The sequence below is a fragment of the Neptuniibacter sp. QD37_11 genome, from assembly GCF_047778105.1.
Lineage (GTDB): Bacteria > Pseudomonadota > Gammaproteobacteria > Pseudomonadales > Balneatricaceae > Neptuniibacter.
On the sequence record NZ_CP180552.1, the window covers coordinates 1,870,526 to 1,894,129 of the forward strand.

Here is a 23,604-nt window from a genome sequence, read left to right on the forward strand (position 1 = left end):
CAATAAAATTGAATCCCTTTCCCAGACATTGCCATCACGGTCATTTTTAGAGATTTGAGTTGAAATGAATTCACCTCTGCAAAGCACGCAAGCTCCCGCAGTATCAGTATTAGTTGTTGATGACGAAGTCGGCATGAGAAGCTTCCTACAAAAAGCTCTCGCAAAACGATTCGCCTTAGTAGAAACAGCAGGAAGTGTAGAAGAAGCTGAAGAACTCAGAAAGCGCTGCCACTTTGATCTCTTAATCGTTGATATAAAGCTACCCGGCCGATCCGGTATGGAATGGCATGAAGCCTTCGAAGATACCAACCGTAGTAGTGACATTATCTTTATGACCGCCTATGCCGATCTAGATACTGCCATTCAAGCACTCAGAGCCGGCGCTTCCGACTTCATTCTAAAGCCATTCCGTCTTGAGCAGATGATGAATGCTGTTGATCGCTGCCTTGATAAACGCGCAATGGAAAGAGCTAATTTTGTATTACGACGAGAAGTTGATAACGCCTTCCCTATGACCGACATGATCGGTACTGGACCTGCAATCAAACAAGTTCTTGACGTCATCCATCGTGTAGCCAACACCCCTTCTGCAGTCCTTATTGAAGGCGAGACAGGCACAGGTAAAGAGCTCGCTGCACGTATGCTTCATCAATTGAGCAATCGAAGCGGTCCATTTGTACCGGTTAACTGTGGTGCTATTGCCCCCGATCTATTAGAAGCGGAGCTATTTGGACATACTAAAGGCGCTTTCACGGGTGCAAACAAAGCCCGTGAAGGTCTGTTTAATTTTGCTAGCGGCGGCACTCTATTTCTTGATGAAGTAGGCGAAATCCCACTGCTCATGCAGGCTAAACTTTTGCGTGCTTTAGAACAAAAAGCTGTTCGACCTGTAGGTAGCGAGCAAGAAACTAGCGTTGATGTACGCATTATTGCAGCAACCAACCGGCAACTAAAAGAAGAAGTGGCTGAAAATCGCTTCCGTGAAGATCTGTATTACCGCTTGAACGTTCTTAGTATCACCTTACCACCGTTACGTGATCGCCGTGAGGATCTTCCAGATCTAATCCATCATTTTTCAGTAAAACTTTCTCGCGAGCTCGGCTTATCTCCTATCCCGTTTACTCATGATGACCTTAAAGCCATGCAGGCTTACAACTGGTCAGGTAATATTCGAGAGCTAAAAAACTTAATTGAACGCTGTATCTTATTAGGCAAGCTCCCCGCTGATTACTTCAAAGAGCAAGATAGCAGCGAACCTAAAGCTTGCGGCAGCTTTGCTGGCTGGTCCTTAGACGAGGTTGAAAAGCATCATATACTGCTTACCTTAGAGCAACATTCTGGGAACAAATCCTCCACTGCCCGAGAGCTTGGTGTATCCAGAAAAACTCTAGATCGTAAATTGGCCGCTTGGGCTCAACAGGACGAAACAGTTGATGAGATCTCTGCATGAAATCCAGTTGGTATAATTTCAGCAGCACCTTAAGACACAAACTTCTATTACTTACCCTGTTACCTTTGCTGTTAACCGCAATAGGCTTTGCCATTATGGCGGCCTATTGGACGACCAGTTATACCGATCGCCAACTCTACATGAAGGTTAGCGCAGACCTTTCTGTAGCCAGCGGCACCCTTAATTTTATGCAACAAGAACATCAAAACATTTTGATGCAGCTTGGTAACAGTTACGAATTCAGAACAAATCTTCAGCAAAACAACCGTCACGCTTTGCAAGGCCAGTTACACGAAATTCGCCAAAGCCGCTCCTTAGACTTCTTGAGATTCATTGATGCGCAAGAGCTAAACTCAACTCAAGAACCTTCATTACAAGAACTTTCTAAAAGATTGTTATTAAAAGAGAATTTAACCGGATTAGCAGTAATCCATAAAGACGAACTTGATCAAATTAATATGGGGCTTGGCGACAAAGGACATATCAATTTAATAGATACCCCACGCGCAATCCCAAGCAACAGAACCGTTGAAGACCGCTCCATGGTGCTTCGCGCTCTCGTGCCAATCACAGATGATTTTGGGCAGCTAATCGGCGTATTAGACTCAGGCTCCATTCTCAACAATACCACCGATGCTGTAGATACCATTCGTGATCTTGTCTACGGTGAAGGCACTCTTCCCGAAGGTGGCATCGGCACGGTCACCCTATTCCTTGATGATGTACGAATTAGCACCAATGTTCCTCAAGAAAGAGAATCAGTCAAAACTTCAGCACCATTAACACTTAAACAACGAGCAATCGGAACACGTGTATCGGCCGAAGTAAGAAAAGAGGTGCTAAGAAAAGGTGACAAATGGATAAACAGAGCGTTTGTAGTTAACGATTGGTACATCTCTGCTTATAAGCCACTACTTGATTTCAACAACAAGAAAATCGGGATGATCTATGCTGGTTTTACAGAGGCCCCTTTTACCAAGATTTATTACAAGACGCTAATCGAATCCGCTTCTCTTATCGCCTTGATCATGCTGGTCTCTGCCGTCCTTGTTTTCAAAAAGACTCAACTTATTATCCGCCCACTTAATAAAATCCACAAAGTGGTAACAGACATTCGTAACGGCGAAACCGACCATCGTATCGGGCAACTTGAAGCAGCCGATGAATTAGTTGAGCTAGCCGAACAGTTTGATGTCATGCTTGATCTAATTGAAGAGCGCGAGAAACAGATCAGACAAGCCAATGATCAGCTAGAGATTACAGTTGAAAAAAGAACTCGCTCATTAAAAAACCGTACGGATGCGCTCAAGCAGCATATCAAGCTACTAAAAAGCACCCGAAAGCAGCTTCTTGATAAAGAAAAGTTGGCCGTATTGGGTGAGCTTACCGCAGGTATAGCTCACGAAATTAATAACCCAGCAGCGGTAATCCTTGGAAATATGGATCTATTGGTTGCAGAGCTCGGCGATGCCGTTAAACCCGCTCAGGATGAAGTAGACATGGTTATTGAGCAGGTATATCGGATAAGATCCCTAATTAACAACCTACTGCAGTACAGTCGACCCGGTCAGTATTTAGAGCAATACGAACATTTACAGTTAAACAGTATTAGCGACGATACTTTGCAGCTAGTTTCTCATGCGCTTGAGAAACAGCAAGTGGTCGTAGAGCGAAATTATCATGCAACCTGTCCTATTGAAGTTAACTGCCAGCAAGTACAGCAAGTTCTGGTTAACCTAATACTCAACGCCTCACACGCACTCGAAGGCCCAGGCGTAGTAACTATTCAAACTGATGATTGGATTGAGAATGGAGAGATTAAAGGCGCAACCATTAGTGTTATAGATCAGGGAAAAGGCATTTCCGAAGAACATCTAGAGCGTATATTTGATCCATTCTTTACGACCAAGAAAAGCGGTACCGGACTTGGTTTATCTGTAAGTTACGGCATCATTCGCCGGCATGGTGGCGACATTACCGTCCGCTCTGAAGAAGAGCTTGGAACCATGTTCAAAGTTTATCTACTAAAAACCGCCAACCCCACGGGGGATGGCGGTGTCGATGGCATTCTGGATGGCCTTGCAGCCGCAGAAAGGACCAATAGGCGCGCTATGAACGCTTAGCCTGGATCTGAACTCCAAATGAGGCGACCGCATCGACTTAAATCATAACCTTGAAGGCGCTGAGCCAAGGACAGTCCCTCTGGACTCTGAAGGAATTCGAATAGGTTTTGCAGTAAGTTCCGGAAATAGACATTCCGCGGAACAACTAAGTCAAAGCTTTCATCGCACACTGGGATAAAGCCAAGCCCAAACTCTCTAGCTGCACTCAAGGTTCCCGGACCTATATCCGCCTCACCCTTTGCAATTAAAGAAGCAACTTCTCGCTCAGAGAATGCAACACTGCCTACAGTCAGCTGATCCTGCGGGAAAGCATGTCCAGCCAGCCACTCATTCAAAAAGCGCTGCGAGCCAGCACCTTCTTGACGTGTAACCCAGCGAGTACTGTAATCCAGCGCCTCATTGGGGTCTTGTAAGCGTTCGAGGTCCATCGGTCGCATAATCAAACCTTGGCTGCGGTTAAACAAATGAACCAAAATCCAATGCTTAGATTGCGAGAACTGTTGTAACAGCGCAGGATGTCGGACATCGCTTTCTTCGGCGCGCCCCCAATGAATCGCACAGGCATCAGCATGCCCCTGGGCAAGAAGCTCTAAACCAAGCTTTGTACCCGTTACCGTATAACTGAATAACGCTTTAGTTCTGAGATGTTGCGTCAATCTATTAGCTGCTGCCTGCAATAAAGGATCATCACTACCAGATAGCAACAATCGATCGGCCATCATGCCACTATGGCAGCTCTCCAATAACCAGCGATCTACCAGTGACTTGGGGAACAACCATTTACCAGTCAGTTTAGTTGCTGGAATCTCACCCTCAGCAGCCATTGCATACACTTTCTTCTCGTTCAGGTGCAAATAATCAGCCAGCTGCTTAACATTCATAAACGCTTGAGACATATCACTCATCTTATGCCTCCGTTCTTGCTTGCTTAACAGAATTTTGTTTAGGCGGTAACTGAACATCTCTGATCAATGATGCATTACCACTAAACTGTAGAAAATGCTTACCTTTGGCTCGAGCCAACATCGTGATACCCAGTTCTCTGGCCAACTCCAAACCCATCTGGGTTACACCTGAGCGAGACAGCAATACAGGAATCCCCATCTGCGCAACTTTAATAACCATCTCAGATGTTAAGCGACCCGTTGTGTAGAAAATCTTATTATCGGTATCTATTCCTTGAAGCCACATACGTCCAGCAAGTGTATCGACTGCATTGTGACGACCAACATCTTCAATAAAAGAAACCACTTGGTCACCTTCGCAGATAGCACAACCATGTACTGCACCCGCGTTCTTATAGGTATCGTTATGCTTATTAAGGTTATCTAACAGCGCATAAACAGTACTTTGCTTAATCGTTACTTCAGGTAATCTAACCTCCTCTAGCTTTTCCATTACGCTGCCAAACATCGTGCCTTGACCACAACCACTAGTCACTGTGCGCTGCTGAAGCTTTTCCTCCAAGCCTTCAGGTTCGCCATGGGTTACAACAGCGGCCGCTTCAACATCCCAATCTACCTGTATTGCTTTAAGATCAGATAGAGAATGTATAAAGCCCTGATTTCGAAGATAACCAAGGACTAACGCTTCAGGATCACCACCCAAAGTCATTAAGGTAACAATCTCTCTTTTATTTAGATAAATCGTTAATGGGCGTTCACAGGCAATTTGAACCTGTCGAACACTTCCTTGTTCGTCGATCGCCTCTACTTCGTGAGTAAGCTGCGCAGATGCATTACTTATTATGATTTCTGACACGTTTTGCATATTCCAACTCTATTAATACAGCGTCACGCCATCTTCTTCGTAACTTTCTCTCCTTAGTAGCAATTTACGTTCCTACCTTGCGATGACCTTATATTTTCTACCAATTAATACATTTAACTCTGCTTCCAGTAAGTACTAGGTCATTATAAGTGGGTCATTTTGTCCCAACCATTTAAAAACATGGGAATAATTGTCATAGCATTTGCGCATTAAGCACCTCTAAGCCCACCTATTCACGCTCAACAGCTATTAAATAAAGAGATGGCCCGTAGTTTGCAGAACTACAAAGGAGAATTCCCCACGACGGAAGACAAAAGATGTCTGCAACAAAAACAACAGATAACTGGCCACTTCAAGTTTCTCTTTCAGTTGAAAGCATTGAAGTTAACGGCTGGGATACAGAACGCTGGCAGATAGATGCCATTGAGCCTCATCAAGACGATAAGCCTAACTTCTTCCACCTTGATTTAGATCTGCACAAAGATGAACGAACAGCCTATCGCTTTAACTTAGACTCTCAGCAACCACACCTCTTTGTCTTGTGCAATGAAGACGAGATGGACAACACATTAACGCCAATCCACATAACAGCTAGTCAAGACGACGCTGCTTCTTTTATGGATGGCGAACATAAAATGTTAGAAGTTTCGATGCCGCAGGCCGTTCAATGCTGGATAGACACCTACCTAGGCATACACGGTGAACTAATCGATTGCGGTAAAAAGAAGAAAAAAGGCAAAGGACGTAGCAGTGAGCGATAACCAATCATTTTTTTCTCGCTGGTCACAACGTAAAGCTGAGCAGCAAGCTGAGCCAATAGAAGAATCTCAAACAGAAGCCGCTCTTTCAGAGGAAGCTGTTGATACCGAAGAGTTACCCCCTCTAACCGATGAAGATATGCCAGATATTGAATCACTGGATAACGATTCCAATTTCGAGCAGTTTTTTTCACCTGGTGTGTCAGAAGAACTTCGCAATCTCGCCCTAAGAAAACTATTCAGATTACCTGAGTTCAACATTCGTGACGGCCTTAACGATTACGATGAAGATTTCAGCAAAATGCCTGCACTTACCCAAGAAGTCGTTTCCAAACTTCGAAGTTGGGCAGATGAAAAAATCGAGGAAGCCGAAGAAGGATTTAAAGAAGGCGTTAGCGGCGAGACCGAAGAAGATCCAGAGAGCACCAACGATACGACCAAGGTCGAAAGCCGCGACTTTAGTGATCTAGATGATTCTGATGACTTAGGCGATGCCGATCTTGAATGCTAATTTTTTCAGCAACTTAGGACAAAGAGTCGGAATGACTCAACCCTTTTTGACCCATAGAGACACTTTGTCCCACCCTAACTTAAGAAAAACAAAAACGACAGACCTAAGTGCGCTTTAGGGGAATTTTTACAGCCAAAAACTGGTTCTCCGATTGCTTTATATAAACAACAAATTGTGACGAAAAACCTAAACGTTTGAGTCGCCCCTGAAATAGAGACTAAAGCATCGACAGAATGCACCCTATTTCAGTCAGTGAGGTAGAGAATGACGACAGAGCAGAGTGTAAACGCCAAAGCACGTGATTTGGCGATAAAACAAGTATCTTTTCCGCAGAACCTAGCGCCTGCGACAGTAACTTACAGCACCTACGGTCACCTATTAATTACGGGTGCCGAGGACACTATTCGTTTAGCTGCAGCACAACTGTCCGGCATGGCAAGCATTACTCTTCTTGCTACCGACCCAATTAGCAATACTGATACTGATCATCTGCAACGCGCAATTGACGCTGCACCTGAACTTAAAGTTCACACGGCGAAGCTTAGCCAGACCAAAGGCTTCCTAGGTCAGTTTCAAGTTACTATCGATCATCAGGGTAATAACGAAAACTTCGCAAAGATTGCTCAGAATAAAAACTGCTTTGATCTGATTTTGAACTTGGGCCAAGAGTCTTTATTCACTACAGATCTAACGCCTGCTGGTTACTTCCACGTTTCACCTGAGAGCAGCAAGTTTTCTGAAGTAATAGAAGAGCTACCGAACTACATCGGTGAGTTTGAAAAGCCTCGTTATTTCCAAATTAATAATGACATCTGCGCACACAGCAATCGAGGTCAAACAGGCTGCACACGCTGCTTAGATGTGTGCCCTGCAGATGCGATTACCTCTTTTAAAGATTTAATCGAGATCAACCCACACATGTGCCATGGCGCTGGTGGTTGTGCCACAGCCTGCCCTACTGGAGCGATCTCTTACGCATTACCTCAACCGGTGATGCTACATAATTATTTGCACCGCCTGATTTCTACTTATCAGAATAATGGCGGCACAGAACCAACGATTCTGATCCATGATCATGAAGTTGGCGCTGAGATCATTGCTAACCATCCAGAGCTCCTTTCTGACAATGTTCTACCTGTGTCTCTAGAAGAAGTGGCAGCTGCAGGACAAGAAAGCTGGTTAGTCAGTTTAGCCTCAGGCGCTCAGCTAGTTTTACTGTTAGATACGCCTAATGTCCCTGAGATGGTTCGCGATCTGCTTAAGCGTGAATTAAAAACAACTCACGCTATGCTTGAAGGGCTAGGCTACTCTACTGAGCAGATTAAACTAATCACACAAGATGATCTGCCTAACGACCAAGCTGCTTCGTCTTACCGCACTATCCCAACTATTTCAGTTGTAACTGAGACAAATAAGCGTGAAGCATTATTCGTTGCTCTAGAGCATTTAACAGAGCATGGCGAAACTGCAAACCAAGATTCTATTGCCTTGCCGGCGGGCGCTCCTTTCGGTCAGGTCAACGTAAACAGCTCAAGCTGTACATTGTGCCTGTCTTGCGTTGCCGTCTGTCCCACCCAATCTCTGACTGATGGCGGAGAAATGCCGGCCCTTAATTTCCGTGAACAAAGCTGCGTGCAATGCGGCATGTGTGAAAGCGCATGTCCTGAAAATGCAATTGAGCTTGTTACACAGCTAAATCTAAAAACTGAACGCGCAAAACCCGTTCAGATCCACACAGACGAAGCATTTGAATGCATCTCGTGCGGCAAGCCATTTGCGCCTAAACGCACTGTAGACAAAATGATCGAGAAGCTGAGCTCTCATCGTTTCTTCCAAGGCGATGCCATTCAACGATTAAAAATGTGTGAAGACTGTCGTGTAAATGACATCTACACCGATCTGACCGCTAACCCTGAAAAGCAACTAGAACTGTAAGGAGCAGGATATGACTAACATGATCAATGCAGCCCCTGCTCTACAAGAAACAGATGAGCTTCGCGCAGACATTTACGCACTACTAGCAACAATGCTACGCAAACAGCCTGAAGCTGACCTACTTGCTTGGTTAAAAGAGCTTGAATCAGATCAGGATGAAGACACACCAATGGCTCGAGCTTGGAGCACCCTTGCTCTAGCTGCGAAACACTCTGAGCCATCTCAACTAGAAGATGAATACACCCAACTATTCATCGGTGTAGGACGTGGTGAGTTAATGCCGTTTGCGTGCTGGTACTTAACCGGCTCCCTAATGGAAAAACCACTAGCTTTCCTACGTGAAGATCTTGAAATTCTTGGTTTTGAACGCCAAGAAAACGTGAAAGAACCAGAAGACCACATTGCGGCGCTATGTGAAGTGATGAGCATGCTGATCCGCACAGGTCGTGGTTATGAAGTACAACACCAGTTTTGGCAGAAACATATCCAAACCTGGGCAGAAAAGTTTTTTACAGATTTGCAGAGCGCAAAAACTGCCGTTTTTTATACTGCGGTTGGCTTGTTAGGTCATGCGTTTATGCAACAGGAAGATAACTGGTACCTGCAGTTATCACCTGCCGCACGTGAGGGCGGAAAACAATAAAAACAGGGCAAAGACAGACAAAATCTGTCGACGTTGATGCGGAGAAACAAAATGAGCCAGCAAGAAAAGCCTAACACAGGCCGCCGCGGCTTCTTGAAGAAACTTGGATTAGCGGGTACTGCCGCTGGTGCAGTTGCCGTAGCAGGCACAGCACAAGCAAAAGTTACTACTGCTGAATCAGGTGAGAAACAGGAAGGTTCCGGTTACAAAGAAACTGAGCACGTTCGTAACTTTTACGAAACTTGTCGTAACTGATAGCCGCAAGAGGTGAGGAAATGAGACTAACGAAAAAATCCGATCAGCCTGCGGCTCCGTCGAAGGCAACCGGTCTAGGTTTGAGCCGCCGTCGCTTCCTGAAGAACTCAGGTGTAGCAGCGGGTGGTGTTGCGACTGCAGGTATCATGGCACCAGGCATGATGAAGCAAGCTGAAGCTGCGACTGTAGCTCCAGGCGCACCTACAGAAGTAAAACGTACTATCTGTTCACACTGCTCTGTAGGTTGCGGTGTTTACGCTGAAGTACAAAATGGTGTTTGGACTGGTCAAGAGCCAGCATTCGACCACCCATTCAACGCAGGTGCACACTGTGCTAAAGGTGCAGCCCTACGTGAGCACGGTCACGGTGACCGTCGTTTGAAATACCCAATGAAGCTTGTTGATGGCAAATGGAAGAAAATCTCCTGGGAAGACGCTATCAACGAAGTTGGTGACAAAATGCTACAGGTTCGTAAAGAATCTGGCCCAGATTCAGTTTACTGGTTGGGTTCGGCTAAATTCAGCAACGAACAAGCTTACTTATTCCGTAAATACGCAGCAATGTGGGGTACTAACAACGTAGACCACCAAGCGCGTATCTGTCACTCAACAACTGTAGCCGGTGTAGCAAACACTTGGGGTTACGGTGCGATGACAAACTCATTCAACGATATCCACTTCGCAAAATCTATTTTGCTAATTGGTTCTAACCCAGCTGAAGCTCACCCTGTTTCTCTACAGCACATCTTCCGTGCTAAAGAGCGCAACAAGGCGCACATCATCTGTGTTGACCCTCGTTTCACTCGTACAGCAGCTCATGCGAACGAATACATCCGCATTCGCCCAGGCTCTGACGTTGCGTTCATCTGGGGCCTACTGTGGCACATCTTTGAGAACGGTTGGGAAGACAAGCAGTTTATCCAACAGCGCGTATACGGCATGGACGAAGTTCGTGCAGAAGTGAAAAACTGGACACCAGAAGAAGTTGAAAGTGTTACTGGTGTTAAAGAAGCACAAATGCGCCGCGCCGCTAAAGAGCTAGCTGAAAACCGTCCAGGTACTGTTATCTGGTGTATGGGTGGTACTCAGCATACTACGGGTAACAACAATACTCGTGCTTACTGCATCTTGATGCTTGCCCTAGGTAACATGGGTACATCTGGTGGCGGTACTAACATCTTCCGTGGCCACGATAACGTACAGGGTGCTACTGACCTTGGCGTACTATCTCACACACTACCTGGTTACTACGGTCTTTCCGACGGTGCTTGGAAGCACTGGTCAAAAGTTTGGGACGTAGATTTCGAGTGGATGCAAAGCCGCTTCGACCAGAAAGTTCACCGCAAACTGAAACCTATGAACAACAAAGGTATTCCAGTTTCTCGTTGGATTGACGGTGTTCTAGAAGACAAAAACTTGATGGATCAGAACGATAACGTTCGCGTTATGGTTGCTTGGGGTCACGCTGTGAACTCCCAGACTCGTGGTCCAGAAATGAAAAAAGCGATCGAAAAACTAGATACGCTAGTAATCGTTGATCCGTATCCAACTCATGCTGCGGTAATGTCTGATCGTAAAGACGGTGTTTACCTGATCCCAGCATGTACTCAGTTCGAGACTTACGGTTCTGTTACAGCTTCTAACCGTTCCCTACAGTGGCGTGACCAGGTTATCGAGCCTCTATTCGAATCTAAGCCTGACCACGAAATCATGTACTTGTTTGCTAAGAAGTTCGGTTTCGAGAAGCAACTGTTCAAAAACATCGCTATCCAAAACGGCCAGCCTGTAGTTGAAGACATCACGCGTGAATTCAACAAAGGCATGTGGACTATCGGTTACACAGGTCAGAGCCCTGAGCGTCTTAAACTACACCAGAAAAACTGGCACACGTTTAACTACGACACGCTTGCAGGTGAAGGCGGTCCAGCTAATGGCGAATACTATGGTATGCCATGGCCATGCTGGGGTACTGCTGAGCAGGGTCACCCAGGCACACCAATCCTTTATGATACAAGCAAATCTGTAGCTGAAGGTGGTTTGACCTTCCGTGCACGTTTCGGTGTTGAACGTGACGGCGTTAACCTACTAGCTGAAGGTTCTTTCGGTAAAGGTTCTGACATTAAAGACGGTTACCCAGAATTCACTGACAAACTTCTTAAGAAGCTTGGCTGGTGGGATGACCTGACTGCTGAAGAGAAGAAGCTGGCTGAAGGCAAAAACTGGAAGACTGACCTTTCTGGTGGTATTCAGCGTGTTGCTATCGCTCACGGCTGTTCTCCATTCGGTAACGCGAAAGCACGTGCTGTTGTTTGGACATTCCCAGACAAAGTACCTCTACACCGTGAACCGCTATACACGACTCGTCGTGACCTAGTAAGCAAGTACCCAACTTGGGATGACTCTGAGTCCATGTACCGTCTACCGACTATGTACAAGTCTATTCAGGACAAAGATCTTTCTAAAGAGTACCCAATCATTCTTACTTCCGGCCGACTGGTTGAGTATGAAGGTGGTGGTGAAGAGACGCGTTCTAACCCATGGCTTGCTGAACTACAACAAGACATGTTCGTTGAAGTACACCCTGCTGATGCAAATACTCTTGGCTTTAAAGATGGCGAAGATGTATGGGTAGAAGGTGCTGAAGGCGGTAAAGTTCTTGTTAAAGCACTTGTTACACGCCGTGTAGAACAAGGCGTTGCATTCATGCCATTCCACTTCGGTGGTAAGTTCCAGGGTAAAGATCTAACTGATAAGTACCCAGAAGGTGCAGCACCTTATGTAGTGGGTGAAGCAGCTAACACTGCTACCACTTACGGTTATGACCCAGTTACACAGATGCAGGAAACTAAAGTTACCTTGTGTCGCGTTCAGAAAGCTACTGCGTAAGGAGTAACAGACAATGGCTAGAATGAAATTCCTCTGTGACTCCAAGCGTTGTATCGAATGCAACGGCTGTGTTACAGCATGTAAAAACGCAAATGAAGTGGAATGGGGTATCAACCGTCGCCGCGTTGTAACGATCAACGATGGTGAACCGGGTGAAACTTCGATCTCCGTAGCATGTATGCATTGTTCTGATGCTCCATGTATGGCGGTCTGCCCTACTGACTGTTTCTATCAGACAGACGACGGCATCGTATTGCATAACAAAGACCTATGTATTGGTTGTGGTTACTGCTTATACGCTTGCCCATTTGGTGCACCACAGTTCCCTAGCGACGCTGCTTTCGGTGAGCGTGGCAAGATGGACAAATGTACATTCTGTGCAGGCGGCCCAGAAGAGGACAACAGCCCTGAAGAGAAAGCTAAATACGGTGCTAACCGTATTGCTGAGGGTAAACTGCCACTATGTGCAGAGATGTGCTCTACAAAAGCCCTACTTGCTGGTGATGCCAACGACGTTTCTGACATCTTCCGTGAGCGTGTGATCTACCGTGGTCACAACGACGGTGCTTGGTCTATGACAGAAGAAGATCTGTCTTACGACGCAACTCAGAAAGTCTGATAAACCCAACAGGTTGCTGGGAGTTCGCTCCCGGCACATTGACTAGAGGGGACATTATGCTCCGCTTTATATTGCCATCTCGAATTGTTTTGCTTATTGCGCTCCTTTTTTCAGGCTTTGCTCAAGCAGTACCTTCAGATGCCAAAGTTGCTGGCTTTGCTGGCGCTGACTATTGGCAGGTTGTGAAGGAAGCTGAAGAAGGTCGCACTCAAGTTCAAGCTCGAGAAGCAGGTCAATTGATCAATGTGAAAGGCGAAGAATGGCGCCACTGGCGTAACCAATGGGTTACACCTGCAGGTGCTTATGCTATTGGCGGTACGCTCGCTGTTCTAGCAATTTTCTACCTAATCGTTGGTCAGAAAAAACTTGATCACCCGCGTTCTGGTCAGCTTATTGAGCGGTGGAAACGTCTAGATCGAGCAAACCATTGGACTGTGGCTATCCTGTTTATCATCTTAGCAATCTCTGGTTTGAGCATCCTTTACGGGAAGTTCTTCTTAAGAGCAGCAATGGGTGATTCGTTGTGGGCAAGCTACATTATGCTTTGCAAGCTAGCGCATAACTACTTAGGTCCGATCTTTGTAATCGGCCTATTGTTTATGATTGTTCGCTGGATCAAACATAACTTCTTTAACCGAACAGACCTAATCTGGTTCCTAAAAGGTGGCGGCATTATCGGCAAAGCCCACCCTAGTGCTGGATACATGAATGGCGGTGAAAAAGTTTGGTTCTGGCTTCTAACAATCGTTGGTATCGTTGTTTGCGGTAGTGGCTTGGTTTTGGATTTCCAAAACTTCGGTCAAGTTCGTGAAACTATGCAGATTGCCAACTTACTACATGCTGCTGGTTCTTTGATTCTGATTGTTGGTTCTTTTGGTCACATCTATATCGGTACTGTAGGTACTGAAGGTGCACTAGAAGGAATGAAGACAGGTTACGTTGACGAAACCTGGGCTAAACAACATCACGACCTATGGTACGAAGAGGTTAAAGCTAAACAAGATAGCTAATATCTGTTTGCTTAATATCTCTTACCCGGTGCCTTTTATTCGATGATATAGATCTCAATAAAAGGCACATCACTATCTTCACCATAACGTTTGTACATACCCTGACAAACGTGCTTCTTTTGCCGGCTTACCTAAGCCGGCTTTTTTGTTTAACACCTCTCGCTCAATACCCTCTTCTGTAAGAACTTAAAGATGATCTACATCTACTTCTGTCGTGAACTTGTTTCTACGTAATGAGATTAACGAGCGAAATTTTCTAAGATTCGGATCACTGGCTAAGTCACGACGAGCAAACGCCTCGTATGCTTCCATATCCGGCACCATAATAACCAATACAAAATCGATATCACCCGTCACTTGGTAACACTGAGTAACCTCTGTGGCGTCCTGCATTTTTCGCATAAACATGTCGTGAACATCGATAGAGTCTCTTATCATCTCTACCTCTACGATGATATTCAGCACCTTACCTAAAGCCCTCGGGTTTACTATGGCCACATCGGCCATAATGATGCCCTGCTCACGTAACTGTTTAACCCTTCGCAAACATGCTGGCGGAGACAAACCTACCTCCTCAGCCAGTGCTTGGTTACTTATTCGATTATCCACCTGTAGACATTTAAGAATATGACGATCAATACGATCTAATTGAACATCCATTAGATTCCACTCATTAACTTTTTTTTTGAATTAAATTAGAAAATAACCGTAAAAACAAAATTTTTATTAACTAATAGGATAGTTTTTCTAATTTTATTTTCACAAGCTTAATTAAAATAGCTAATTCAATCTACTGAAGCATAACCATGATGATTAAGCCAGTAAGTACACATGACCTATTAACCAAAACACTGCCCGATCTTGGTCGGGAGATCTATGCTGTCTGCTTACTGCTATTCAAGCTAACCATACCTATCATCATTGCTGTGAAGATTTTGGAAGAGATTGGTGCCATTCCTTACATCAGCGCTGTATTAGAACCACTGATGCTGTTTGTTGGACTGCCTGAATCCATGGGGATCGTCTGGGCAACAACCATGTTGACCAATATCTATGCAGGCTTAGTAATTTTCTTTCAGGCAGCACCTCAAGAGAACCTCACTGTTGCCCAAGTTACAGTTCTGGGCACTATGCTCCTTGTAGCTCACGGACTACCGCTGGAATTACGAATCACTCAAAAAGCAGGTATGCGTCTTATATTCGCCCTGCTTTTGCGTTTTGTGGGCGCGCTTGTATTAGGCGCTCTACTTAATCTGACCTATTCTGCCGGCGACTGGCTTAACACACCAGTCGAGCTTTTGTGGCAACCTGAAGCTACTGATCCAAGCCTGATTAACTGGGTACTCACCCAGCTACAAAGCCTTGCTATGATCGTGGTAATAGTCACAGCACTGCTCACACTTCTAAAGCTTCTCCGCTGGCTACACATAGAACGCTTAATGATTTGGCTGTTACAACCTTTTTTAAGGCTAATGGGCATCAGTAAGAAAGCTACATCTCTTGCGATCGTCGGCGTGACCCTTGGATTGTCGTTTGGCGGTGGTTTACTTATCCGTGAAGCAGAAAGTGGCAATGTTAGCCCTAAAGACTGCTTTTCAGCGCTTTGCTTACTTAGTCTGTGCCACAGTTTAATCGAAGACACCTTACTCATCATGACTATGGGGGCTGACCTTTCTGGAATTCTTTGGGCTAGGCTGATTTTCAGCATTCTAGTCATCAGCTTGCTAACCCGATTAGTCTCTTTAACCAGTGATAGTTTTCAGCAACGTTTTCTGTTTAGAGACGTATCACTCCCTAACATCCAAAGCCCAAAATAGTAATTTGATATGCAAAATCTGAGTGCCAATGAGCACCAAAAAGGTATCTATTATGCCGTCGCCGCTTTTGTTATGTGGGGGCTTGTACCGGTTTATTTTAAAGCAGTTGATGACGTACCTGCATTCGAAGTCTTAGCACATCGAGTTGTTTGGTCTGTAGTTTTTCTGGGGCTTTTCCTCTTACTTAAAGGTAAGCTGAGTGAGCTTACTACGCTTAGAAACTCCCCTAAAATCTTGCTCAGCCTCGGCCTATCAGCATTAGTTATTTCTATTAATTGGCTAGTATTTATATGGGCGGTCTCCGAACAAAGGATTGTTGAAACAACCCTAGGTTATTTTATTAACCCATTGATAAATATAGTTTTTGGATTCTTTATATTTTCGGAAAGACTTCGTTTCTTACAAATGATCGCGGTTGCCATTGCCGCTGTAGCAGTGCTTTACCAAATCATTTTAATTGGTGAATTACCCTGGGTAGCTCTGACGCTAGCGACCAGCTTTTCTATCTATAGTGTCTTAAGAAAGAAGATCCCGATAGACTCAATTACAGGCCTATTAGTTGAGACTCTATGGCTGTTTCCAATGGCCTTGGTTTATATGCTTTGGCTTAGTTCACAAAGTAATTTTGTACTGCTAAACGGCTCTAAAGATATACAAATTCTACTGCTAGCTGCAGGGCTAGTAACTAGCTTACCTTTGATAGCGTTTGCGGCAGGCGCAAGAAGATTAAGTCTTACAATGGTTGGCCTACTCCAATACATCGGGCCAAGCATCGCATTTCTTATTGCTGTGTTTTATTACAACGAACCTATGGACCAAAATCGGCTCATTACGTTTGTAATGATCTGGATTGCTTTGGCGATATTTAGTGTGGAAGGCGTGCTCGTGCAACGACGCAAAAAGCAGGATGTGCTAACGCCTACAACAGCAGAGAATACTCAAGGCTAGGACAACGCCTAACCTTGGTGAATGTGTTCTATTTAGCTTGCTTGTCTTTCATTTTGGCATTAGTTAAGAACAAAGCTAAACCGAGTAAAGCCACTGATGCTGCATACATAAGAAGATCTGACGGTTCTGATATTTCCATCTCTGTACTTAAAGATAGAAACTTAACAATCAACATCATGATGACCATAGCGCCCAATTTACCTTTAAGCTGATCAATACTCTCAATAACCAGCAACTTTGGCCGTTGACTACTCCCCCCCTCAACATTCATCTTACTGATAAAGATTTCGTAGATACCAAAACTAAACATCAACATCACGCCGGCCATCAAAGCCTGATCAATGATTTCTATAAGGATCATTAGTAGCTCAGTCCGCGCATTCAAACCAATTCCTTCAGAGAACGCTACTTGCGCTAAGTGAACAAAGTCATATATCACAAAGCCCACCAGCAACAATGCACCAGCCATTACAGAAAAAACGGTCAAAAGCATAATCCATCTCAATGACCATAATCCTTGCTCAACCTTTCTCATCACCTAACTCCTTTTTTAAGGTGTAATACTGAAAATTTGCGCAAGTATTTCACATGATAATTGAATTAAAAACGCTCCTTCAGGACTGTTTTTATAATCCAACTGCCTGATAAATATGATGCTTATAGCATGACCTAATGACTTATAAAAGAACGACATTTTTTTCACTAAAAGATCTATTCAACCTTGCCAAACAACAGTAAAGTTCACGCTGAATTATTTACTCGAGTTTAGGTCACCATGAGCACGCTAACCCTTCAGGACAAATTCTTTAAACTCCGCAACAATCGCATATTTGAATTTTTTGTTGTTGCAGTCATTATCTTTTCTGCCTTGGTTATTGGCGCAAAGACCTACGACATTCCTGATCATGTATTAACGTTTATAAGCTGGCTTGATACAGGCATCACTCTATTCTTCCTAGTTGAGATAACGGTACGCTTTATCGGTGAACCGGATAAGAAGAACTTCTTCAAGAACCCTTGGAACGTCTTTGACACAATCATCGTCGTCGTTAGCTTAATTCCGATCCAAGACAGTGAAATGGCACTGATCGGTCGACTGATCCGTATCTTCCGTGTATTACGAATGGTATCTATGGTGCCAGAGCTACGCTTGCTCCTTAACTCTCTGATTAAGGCCCTTCCGCAGCTTGGTTACGTTATCCTGTTGATGTTCATCATCTTCTATATCTATGCAGCAATCGGTGCTTCATTCTTTGCCCATATCAACCCGACACTTTGGGGAGACATCTCAATCTCGATGCTCACTCTATTTAGGGTGATGACATTCGAAGATTGGACGGATGTTATGTATGAAACCATGGCAGTGTATTCATTTAGTTGGATTTTCTACTTAACCTTCATCTTCCTAACTACATTTGCCTTCCTAAACATGGTTATCGGTATCGTTGTAAATGTTATGGAAAATGAGCACGCAGAAGAAGCCAAAGAGAAAGCATTGGCAGATGGCGATTTAACCATCGAAGACCTTTCTAAGCAGATCGAAGAGCTAAAGCAGCTCATTAAAGAGAAACAGTAAAACTACAAGGGGAGCCATTTGGCTCCCCTTTTACTTAAAGCATACAATTGAGGTTAATTTTCCGTACTTTGTTTACGAAAGGCACACGCCCCGTCAACTAGCTTATCTTGCAGTAATAGGTCCTTACACGCTTCACACCATGCTTTATTGTCAGGGTCGCATAATGTCGATACCGCCTGACCAAGATTTTCAGCTTTTTCTTCAGCGGTCGTAGGCTTTAGTTTGTTTTTTCGTTTATAACTTAGGGTCATAGCATCCTTGTCCATCTCGTGGGTATCTATTCTGGAAACACGATTAACTCTTGTGATTCTTTCCATGGTTTATATTTCTTCATAACACTAAGAAAGAGATCTGATTCTTTAAAATCTAATAACCAACTTTGCACATGCGGATAATCTGAAGCATTAAACCAATCAAGATCTACATGCGCGAACTGTCTAATGAATGGTAAAAGCGCATAATCAGCTAACGATTTCCCACCAGCTAGTAGAGTTCCTCTATTCTGATTTAAGAGCTCTTCTAGTTGAACCAACCATAACTCACATTTGTTACGGTAATAGGTCTGCGAGTGCTCTGGGTGTCGATCAGAGTATTTATACTTATCTAACCAGCCTTTAAACTCATTATCATTTTCCTGGATCAATTGATCTACCTGGTTACGATCCGCTTCAAGCCAATCGTCACTATCATTCTGGGCCAAAGCCCAATACATGATATCCAAACTTTCATCAATCACTGTACCATCAGGAAGCAATAATACAGGCACCGTGCCTTTAGGTGAGATTTCCAGCATATGTTCGGGTTTATCTCGAAGCACGATCTCTCTGAGCTCTACTTCAGCACCAGATTGCGCAATGGCTAAGCGCCCTCGAATGGCATAGGGGCAACGACGAAATGAATATAGGATTGGTCGATTCATATTCTGATCTATTTTGGCTGATAAGCACAGAAACCCGGCTTAGGACCCACCTTAGGGTGATTTCTACATGTATCAGGACGTTGCAGATAGATAGTACACAGTCTCGTTTTTTGATCTAGATAGATACAATCATCATTAGCATAGCGCGATAGGGTGTAAATCTCTGATTTATGATTAAAGTGCCCTACCACACCCTCTTTCATCAAACGCTTCGCTAAACGCTTCGCTGGCTCACCTGCCTCGAACTCATCCACTACACCCATTCTTACTAAATCACTAAAGCGAACCTCTACAGGCAAACTACAGCAAGTACCTCTGCAAGAATCGCAGTGACTACTCTTATACTTTACCCAAGTGCTCAAGTTATCTACATTGGCTGCTGGAATTGTTTTGTTCATTTAGATTCTTCAGCGTGCTATAAATTTGAGGGCGATCATAGCATCATCAAATGCATGAACAACCCCTAATTTTTTATTCGGAGCTTTAATGTCTGAAACCAGTTTTACAGATATTTTCACCCAACAAAAAAGATGGCGAATCATAGATGAGCCAATCTGCTGCAACCCTATACAAGCTCTTGAACAAGATTTCGCCTTATTAAAAGAGGTCGCACAAACTAAACGGGGAGCAACCGCACGCATTTGGGAAACAACCCAATGCCTAGTTGCCACTAGGAAGGAAACTCGATTTCCAAACTTTGATCAAGCCTGCCAACAGCTTGAACAAGAGCATTGGCCCGTTATCGTCCGTGATAGTGGCGGCACCGCAGTTCCTCTGCAACAAGGCATTATCAACCTAGCCATAATATTTCCGCAGCGTACAGATCAGGCTTTTGATTTAGATTTGGTCTATATCGCCTTATGTGAACCTATTAAACGTGCACTATCCCAGATCGGACTCAATGCAGAATATGGCAGCACAGAAGGCTCTTATTGTGATGGCCGTTACAATCTCAATGTAGGCGGGCTCAAGATTACTGGTACAGCACAAAAAATCATGTTGTCACCACCTAACAACAAAAACATTAAACAAGGAGTGCTTGCCCAAGCGATGCTGATGGTAGATGTTGATGCTGAAAATGGCACTCATTGGGTTAATCGCTTTTACCAACTAGCCGGAAATGATCGTCGCTTTAAACCTGAGGTCGCAACTAGTCTTATTAACCTTGTTGACACTGCACAACTACCTGAAGAATTTACTGCCTTCATTAGATCGCTGATTATCGAAGAGTTAAAAAAACTAACCTTGTCACGCTAATTTAACAATCGCACGCAATAATAGGCAGCGTTCACGGACACGAGCTGCCGGGCAAAGGAAAGCCCAACTCTCTAAATTTGGCATGCATACCTAAATACTTATCATCCTAATAGCTTGTTCTTATTGATAATTTATTGCTTTAATGTAGTGACAACAATAAAAATACGAGCTGATGACCTATGCGTGCGCATAAACATTATTCTCAAGCTGATCTAAAGAAAGTTATCACTGAATTAGCCACTACATTTAGTGATCGAATCGACCTATCTAAACCTGTATGTGAACAGCATGGTCAAGGCGAAGATAGCTATGGCTGTATCGCGCCCGATGCGGTTGTCTACCCTTTCAGTAATGAAGAAGTAGCTCAGGTCGTCAAGCTCTGCAATCAATATAAGATTCCAGTCATTCCCTTTGGCGTTGGCTCTTCTGTTGAAGGCCATCTACTCGCCGTCAACGGTGGCATATCAATCGATCTATCAGAAATGGATCAGGTAATAGAAATCAATGCCGCGGATATGGATTGTCGCGTTCAAGCAGGTGTAACAAGGGAAGCGCTCAATCTAGCCTTGCGCTATGACGGCTTATTTTTCCCAGTTGATCCTGGTGCTAATGCGAGTATTGGCGGTATGGCTGCAACACAAGCCTCAGGCACTAATGCCGTACGTTATGGCACCATGCTAGATGCCGTTATCGGTTTAACTGTGATTACACCTGAAGGCGAAATTATAAAAACAGGCACACGTAGCCGAAAAAGTTCAGCTGGTTACAACTTAACGCAATTGCTAGTAGGCTCCGAAGGCACCTTAGGCGTTATCACAGAGATTCAACTTCGCCTTCACCCTATTCCCGAAGTTATTCGCTCAGCCGTATGCAACTTTAAAACCGTTGCTGATGCTACTGATACTGTTATCAATGCTATGCAGCTCTCTATTCCCCTTGCCCGAATAGAGCTACTTAACAAGGCCCAAATGGAAGCTTGCATTGAGTTTTCTCAGCTAAATGAACTTGCTGCAGCACCGACCCTATTTATTGAGTTTCACGGCTCTAAAGCCAAGATCGAAGAAGACATTACGCTCCTAAAAGATATCTGCAATGAATTCGGTGGTAGTGAATTTATTTGGGCTGAAAACACCGAAGATCGCAACCGGCTTTGGCAAGCACGACACAATGCTTACAATGCGGCTCATCAGATTATTCCTAATGGTAAGGTACTTACGACCGATGTATGTGTTCCAATTTCAGCTCTAGCTAGAAGCATCTTACAAGCCGAAACAGATGCTGAGTTAAGTAACTTACCCTGCCCAATCGTTGGCCATGTTGGTGACGGTAACTACCACGTATTAATTGTTTTCGATCCAGAAAATCACAACCAACATCAAGCCGCTAAAACACTCGCAGAAAGGATAGTCAATAACGCCCTAGCACTAGGCGGTACCTGTACTGGTGAACACGGAATCGGCTTTGGTAAAAAACAGTATCTTCTTAATGAGCATGAAACTTCGATAAACAGCATGAAGCTTGTTAAGCGGGCTTTAGATCCCAACAACATTATGAACCCCGGCAAGGTAATTGACTTGTGAGGCAAAAGCATTGATCAAACAAATACTTTTCTACAGCTCCCTGCTCACATGCTCATACCTAATCACTGGCTGTGACAGCTCCGAAAATCAAAGCCTTACCCCTCATCAAACCACAACCACTCATCCAACAAATTCTACTACTCCCCATCAAGCACAACCATCAACAGAGCTGATTCCTGAAGGCATCCTTTCTACTGATAAGCTAGAGCCTTTCTGGGGCGATCTTGATGAAATGAAAGATCGAAAGCTGATCAGAGCCTTAGTCACGTATAGTAAGACCGACTTTTTCATTCATGACGGCAAGATCAAAGGACTACAAGCCGAACTGCTACAAAACTACGAAAACCATATAAATAAAGGGATTAAGAAAGAGATAGACAAAACAAAGATTGTCTATATTCCTGTTACCTTTGATCAACTAATCCCCTCTCTTGTCGAAGGCAAAGGCGACATCAGTGCAGCGCTACTAACCGCGACAAACGAAAGAAAAAAGTTAATAGATTTCACAAAGAGTAAATATTCAGAAGTATCCGAAGTTATTATCAGGCACAAAACCGCACCAAAAATTGATTCATTAGAAGACCTTGCAGGAAAGACTATTCTCGTTCTGAAAGGAAGCAGCTACGCAGAGCACCTGCATCGATTAAATAAACAAGCCGTATTTAAAGAAAATTCCATCCATATAATTGAGGCTGATAGCACCTTACTTAGCGAGGATATTTTAGAGATCGTAAATGCGGGTATTTATAACTACACCATCATTGATGATTACAAAGCCAGACTCTGGCTTAAAGCTCTAACCAATTTAGAGATAGCTGAACAAATTAGTTTGAGCAAAAAGAACAGTCTGGGCTGGGGAGTTAGAAAACAGACGCCTCTTCTTCAGGACAGCCTGAATGAATTCATCCATTCGAACGTTCAGAAAGGCTCTCTTCTCGGCAATATCTTAATCAAACGCTACCTAGGTTCAACTAAGCGAATAACAAATCCCCTACTCGATTTGGAACGCGACCGCTTAATTCGCTTACTACCTCATTTTGAAAAATACGCAGAAAAGTACCAATTAGATCCTCTTGCATTGGCAGCACAGGCTTATCAGGAATCCCAACTCAAACAGGACACAAAAAGCCATAAGGGCGCAGTCGGAGTAATGCAGTTACTGCCTTCAACTGCAGCCGATCCAAATGTGAATATCAAAGAGATACACAAGGTAGATAACAATATACATGCGGGTGCAAAGTATATGGATTTCCTATCTCGACACTATTTACCCTCTGAAGAGATCACGCCTATCAATCGCTTTCTCTTAAGCTTAGCCGCCTACAACGCTGGTCCTGGCAATCTACGAAAAATGCAAAAACTAACGACTAAAATGGGATTAGATCCAAACGTGTGGTTTGGAAATGTTGAGATCGCAGCAGGCAGGATTATTGGACAAGAAACAGTACATTATGTTTCTAGCATATATAAATATTACACGATCTATAATTTATCCAAACTTATCTATACCGAAAGGGTCCATACTCTTCAGCAATACGTAAAATAGCA

The 23,604-nt window shown here is 44.1% G+C and carries 23 protein-coding genes; 16 read left to right on the top strand and 7 right to left on the bottom strand.

The features are described 5' to 3' along the window. Nucleotides 1–64: 64 nt before the first annotated feature. Nucleotides 65–1,450, top strand: coding sequence for a sigma-54-dependent transcriptional regulator (locus ACMXYT_RS08530; protein ID WP_415888010.1), 1,386 nt, complete (start codon nt 65–67; stop codon nt 1,448–1,450). Continuing rightward, nucleotides 1,447–3,573, top strand: a complete 2,127-nt coding sequence (locus ACMXYT_RS08535; protein WP_415898318.1) for a cache domain-containing protein — start codon at nt 1,447–1,449, stop codon at nt 3,571–3,573. The genes ACMXYT_RS08530 and ACMXYT_RS08535 overlap by 4 nt, the downstream gene beginning before the upstream one ends. Here the strand turns inward: ACMXYT_RS08535 and ACMXYT_RS08540 are convergent. Together ACMXYT_RS08540 and fdhD are read right to left on the bottom strand one after the other, a co-directional pair. Beyond that, nucleotides 3,570–4,478 (bottom strand): substrate-binding domain-containing protein, encoded by a 909-nt coding sequence (locus ACMXYT_RS08540; RefSeq protein ID WP_415881331.1) that lies wholly within the window; start codon nt 4,476–4,478, stop codon nt 3,570–3,572. The two genes, ACMXYT_RS08535 and ACMXYT_RS08540, sit on opposite strands and share 4 nt — an antisense overlap. A gap of 1 nt (nt 4,479) precedes the next feature. Continuing rightward, on the bottom strand, nt 4,480–5,343 hold the full coding sequence (gene fdhD / locus ACMXYT_RS08545) for a formate dehydrogenase accessory sulfurtransferase FdhD (RefSeq protein WP_415911322.1): 864 nt from the start codon (nt 5,341–5,343) through the stop codon (nt 4,480–4,482). Between the two features lie 317 nt (nt 5,344–5,660). On the opposite strand from fdhD, the gene ACMXYT_RS08550 reads away from it, so the two are divergent. The 8 genes from ACMXYT_RS08550 to ACMXYT_RS08585 all read left to right on the top strand — a co-directional run bounded on the left by ACMXYT_RS08550 (nt 5,661) and on the right by ACMXYT_RS08585 (nt 13,959). Next, nucleotides 5,661–6,104: a DUF3305 domain-containing protein gene (locus ACMXYT_RS08550; protein WP_415898320.1), complete on the top strand. Its 444-nt coding sequence runs from the start codon at nt 5,661–5,663 to the stop codon at nt 6,102–6,104. Further along, entirely contained in the window at nt 6,094–6,612 is a 519-nt protein-coding gene (locus ACMXYT_RS08555; RefSeq protein ID WP_415898321.1) for a DUF3306 domain-containing protein, read from the top strand. The genes ACMXYT_RS08550 and ACMXYT_RS08555 overlap by 11 nt, the downstream gene beginning before the upstream one ends. Nucleotides 6,613–6,876: 264 nt before the next feature. Further along, nucleotides 6,877–8,547 (top strand): 4Fe-4S binding protein, encoded by a 1,671-nt coding sequence (locus ACMXYT_RS08560; RefSeq protein WP_415898322.1) that lies wholly within the window; start codon nt 6,877–6,879, stop codon nt 8,545–8,547. A gap of 10 nt (nt 8,548–8,557) precedes the next feature. Next, the gene (locus ACMXYT_RS08565) at nt 8,558–9,190 is read left to right on the top strand and encodes a TorD/DmsD family molecular chaperone (protein WP_415881336.1); all 633 of its coding nucleotides are present in this window, start codon (nt 8,558–8,560) and stop codon (nt 9,188–9,190) included. Between the two features lie 51 nt (nt 9,191–9,241). Next, complete coding sequence (locus ACMXYT_RS08570) at nt 9,242–9,445, top strand: hypothetical protein (protein ID WP_415881337.1); 204 nt, start codon at nt 9,242–9,244, stop codon at nt 9,443–9,445. A gap of 20 nt (nt 9,446–9,465) precedes the next feature. Beyond that, the gene (locus ACMXYT_RS08575; RefSeq protein WP_415894601.1) at nt 9,466–12,330 is read left to right on the top strand and encodes a molybdopterin-dependent oxidoreductase; all 2,865 of its coding nucleotides are present in this window, start codon (nt 9,466–9,468) and stop codon (nt 12,328–12,330) included. A gap of 13 nt (nt 12,331–12,343) precedes the next feature. After that, nucleotides 12,344–12,949: a formate dehydrogenase FDH3 subunit beta gene (gene fdh3B, locus ACMXYT_RS08580; RefSeq protein ID WP_415881339.1), complete on the top strand. Its 606-nt coding sequence runs from the start codon at nt 12,344–12,346 to the stop codon at nt 12,947–12,949. A gap of 56 nt (nt 12,950–13,005) precedes the next feature. Further along, the gene (locus ACMXYT_RS08585; RefSeq protein ID WP_415898324.1) at nt 13,006–13,959 is read left to right on the top strand and encodes a formate dehydrogenase subunit gamma; all 954 of its coding nucleotides are present in this window, start codon (nt 13,006–13,008) and stop codon (nt 13,957–13,959) included. Between the two features lie 186 nt (nt 13,960–14,145). Here ACMXYT_RS08585 and ACMXYT_RS08590 read toward each other — a convergent pair whose 3' ends face one another. After that, nucleotides 14,146–14,619, bottom strand: a complete 474-nt coding sequence (locus ACMXYT_RS08590) for an Lrp/AsnC family transcriptional regulator (protein ID WP_415881341.1) — start codon at nt 14,617–14,619, stop codon at nt 14,146–14,148. Nucleotides 14,620–14,765: 146 nt separating this feature from the next. On the opposite strand from ACMXYT_RS08590, the gene ACMXYT_RS08595 reads away from it, so the two are divergent. Continuing rightward, nucleotides 14,766–15,776 carry a hypothetical protein gene (locus tag ACMXYT_RS08595; protein WP_415898325.1) on the top strand — a complete coding sequence of 337 codons (1,011 nt, stop codon included), beginning with the start codon at nt 14,766–14,768 and terminating at the stop codon, nt 15,774–15,776. Between the two features lie 9 nt (nt 15,777–15,785). After that, entirely contained in the window at nt 15,786–16,724 is a 939-nt protein-coding gene (gene rarD / locus ACMXYT_RS08600; RefSeq protein ID WP_415911323.1) for an EamA family transporter RarD, read from the top strand. Between the two features lie 28 nt (nt 16,725–16,752). On the opposite strand, the gene ACMXYT_RS08605 is transcribed toward rarD, so the two are convergent. Further along, nucleotides 16,753–17,259, bottom strand: a complete 507-nt coding sequence (locus ACMXYT_RS08605; protein WP_415898327.1) for a YqhA family protein — start codon at nt 17,257–17,259, stop codon at nt 16,753–16,755. Nucleotides 17,260–17,499: 240 nt separating this feature from the next. Between ACMXYT_RS08605 and ACMXYT_RS08610 the strand changes: the two genes are divergently transcribed. After that, nucleotides 17,500–18,300 (top strand): ion transporter, encoded by an 801-nt coding sequence (locus ACMXYT_RS08610; RefSeq protein WP_415898329.1) that lies wholly within the window; start codon nt 17,500–17,502, stop codon nt 18,298–18,300. A 53-nt stretch (nt 18,301–18,353) separates the two neighbouring features. On the opposite strand, the gene ACMXYT_RS08615 is transcribed toward ACMXYT_RS08610, so the two are convergent. The 3 genes from ACMXYT_RS08615 to ACMXYT_RS08625 are packed head-to-tail and all read right to left on the bottom strand — an operon-like array spanning nt 18,354 to nt 19,617. Then, nucleotides 18,354–18,566: a hypothetical protein gene (locus ACMXYT_RS08615; RefSeq protein ID WP_415911324.1), complete on the bottom strand. Its 213-nt coding sequence runs from the start codon at nt 18,564–18,566 to the stop codon at nt 18,354–18,356. Between the two features lie 11 nt (nt 18,567–18,577). Next, nucleotides 18,578–19,219, bottom strand: a complete 642-nt coding sequence (locus ACMXYT_RS08620) for a glutathione S-transferase (protein ID WP_415898332.1) — start codon at nt 19,217–19,219, stop codon at nt 18,578–18,580. A gap of 8 nt (nt 19,220–19,227) precedes the next feature. Next, nucleotides 19,228–19,617 carry a YkgJ family cysteine cluster protein gene (locus ACMXYT_RS08625; RefSeq protein WP_415881348.1) on the bottom strand — a complete coding sequence of 130 codons (390 nt, stop codon included), beginning with the start codon at nt 19,615–19,617 and terminating at the stop codon, nt 19,228–19,230. An 88-nt stretch (nt 19,618–19,705) separates the two neighbouring features. Between ACMXYT_RS08625 and ACMXYT_RS08630 the strand changes: the two genes are divergently transcribed. The 3 genes from ACMXYT_RS08630 (at nt 19,706) to ACMXYT_RS08640 (ending at nt 23,602) form a co-directional block, all read left to right on the top strand. Next, the gene (locus tag ACMXYT_RS08630; RefSeq protein WP_415898333.1) at nt 19,706–20,476 is read left to right on the top strand and encodes a biotin/lipoate A/B protein ligase family protein; all 771 of its coding nucleotides are present in this window, start codon (nt 19,706–19,708) and stop codon (nt 20,474–20,476) included. Nucleotides 20,477–20,655: 179 nt separating this feature from the next. Next, the gene (locus ACMXYT_RS08635; protein ID WP_415898334.1) at nt 20,656–22,056 is read left to right on the top strand and encodes an FAD-binding oxidoreductase; all 1,401 of its coding nucleotides are present in this window, start codon (nt 20,656–20,658) and stop codon (nt 22,054–22,056) included. 10 nt (nt 22,057–22,066) lie between these two features. Beyond that, nucleotides 22,067–23,602: a transglycosylase SLT domain-containing protein gene (locus tag ACMXYT_RS08640; protein WP_415911325.1), complete on the top strand. Its 1,536-nt coding sequence runs from the start codon at nt 22,067–22,069 to the stop codon at nt 23,600–23,602. The last annotated feature ends 2 nt before the right edge of the window (nt 23,603–23,604 follow it).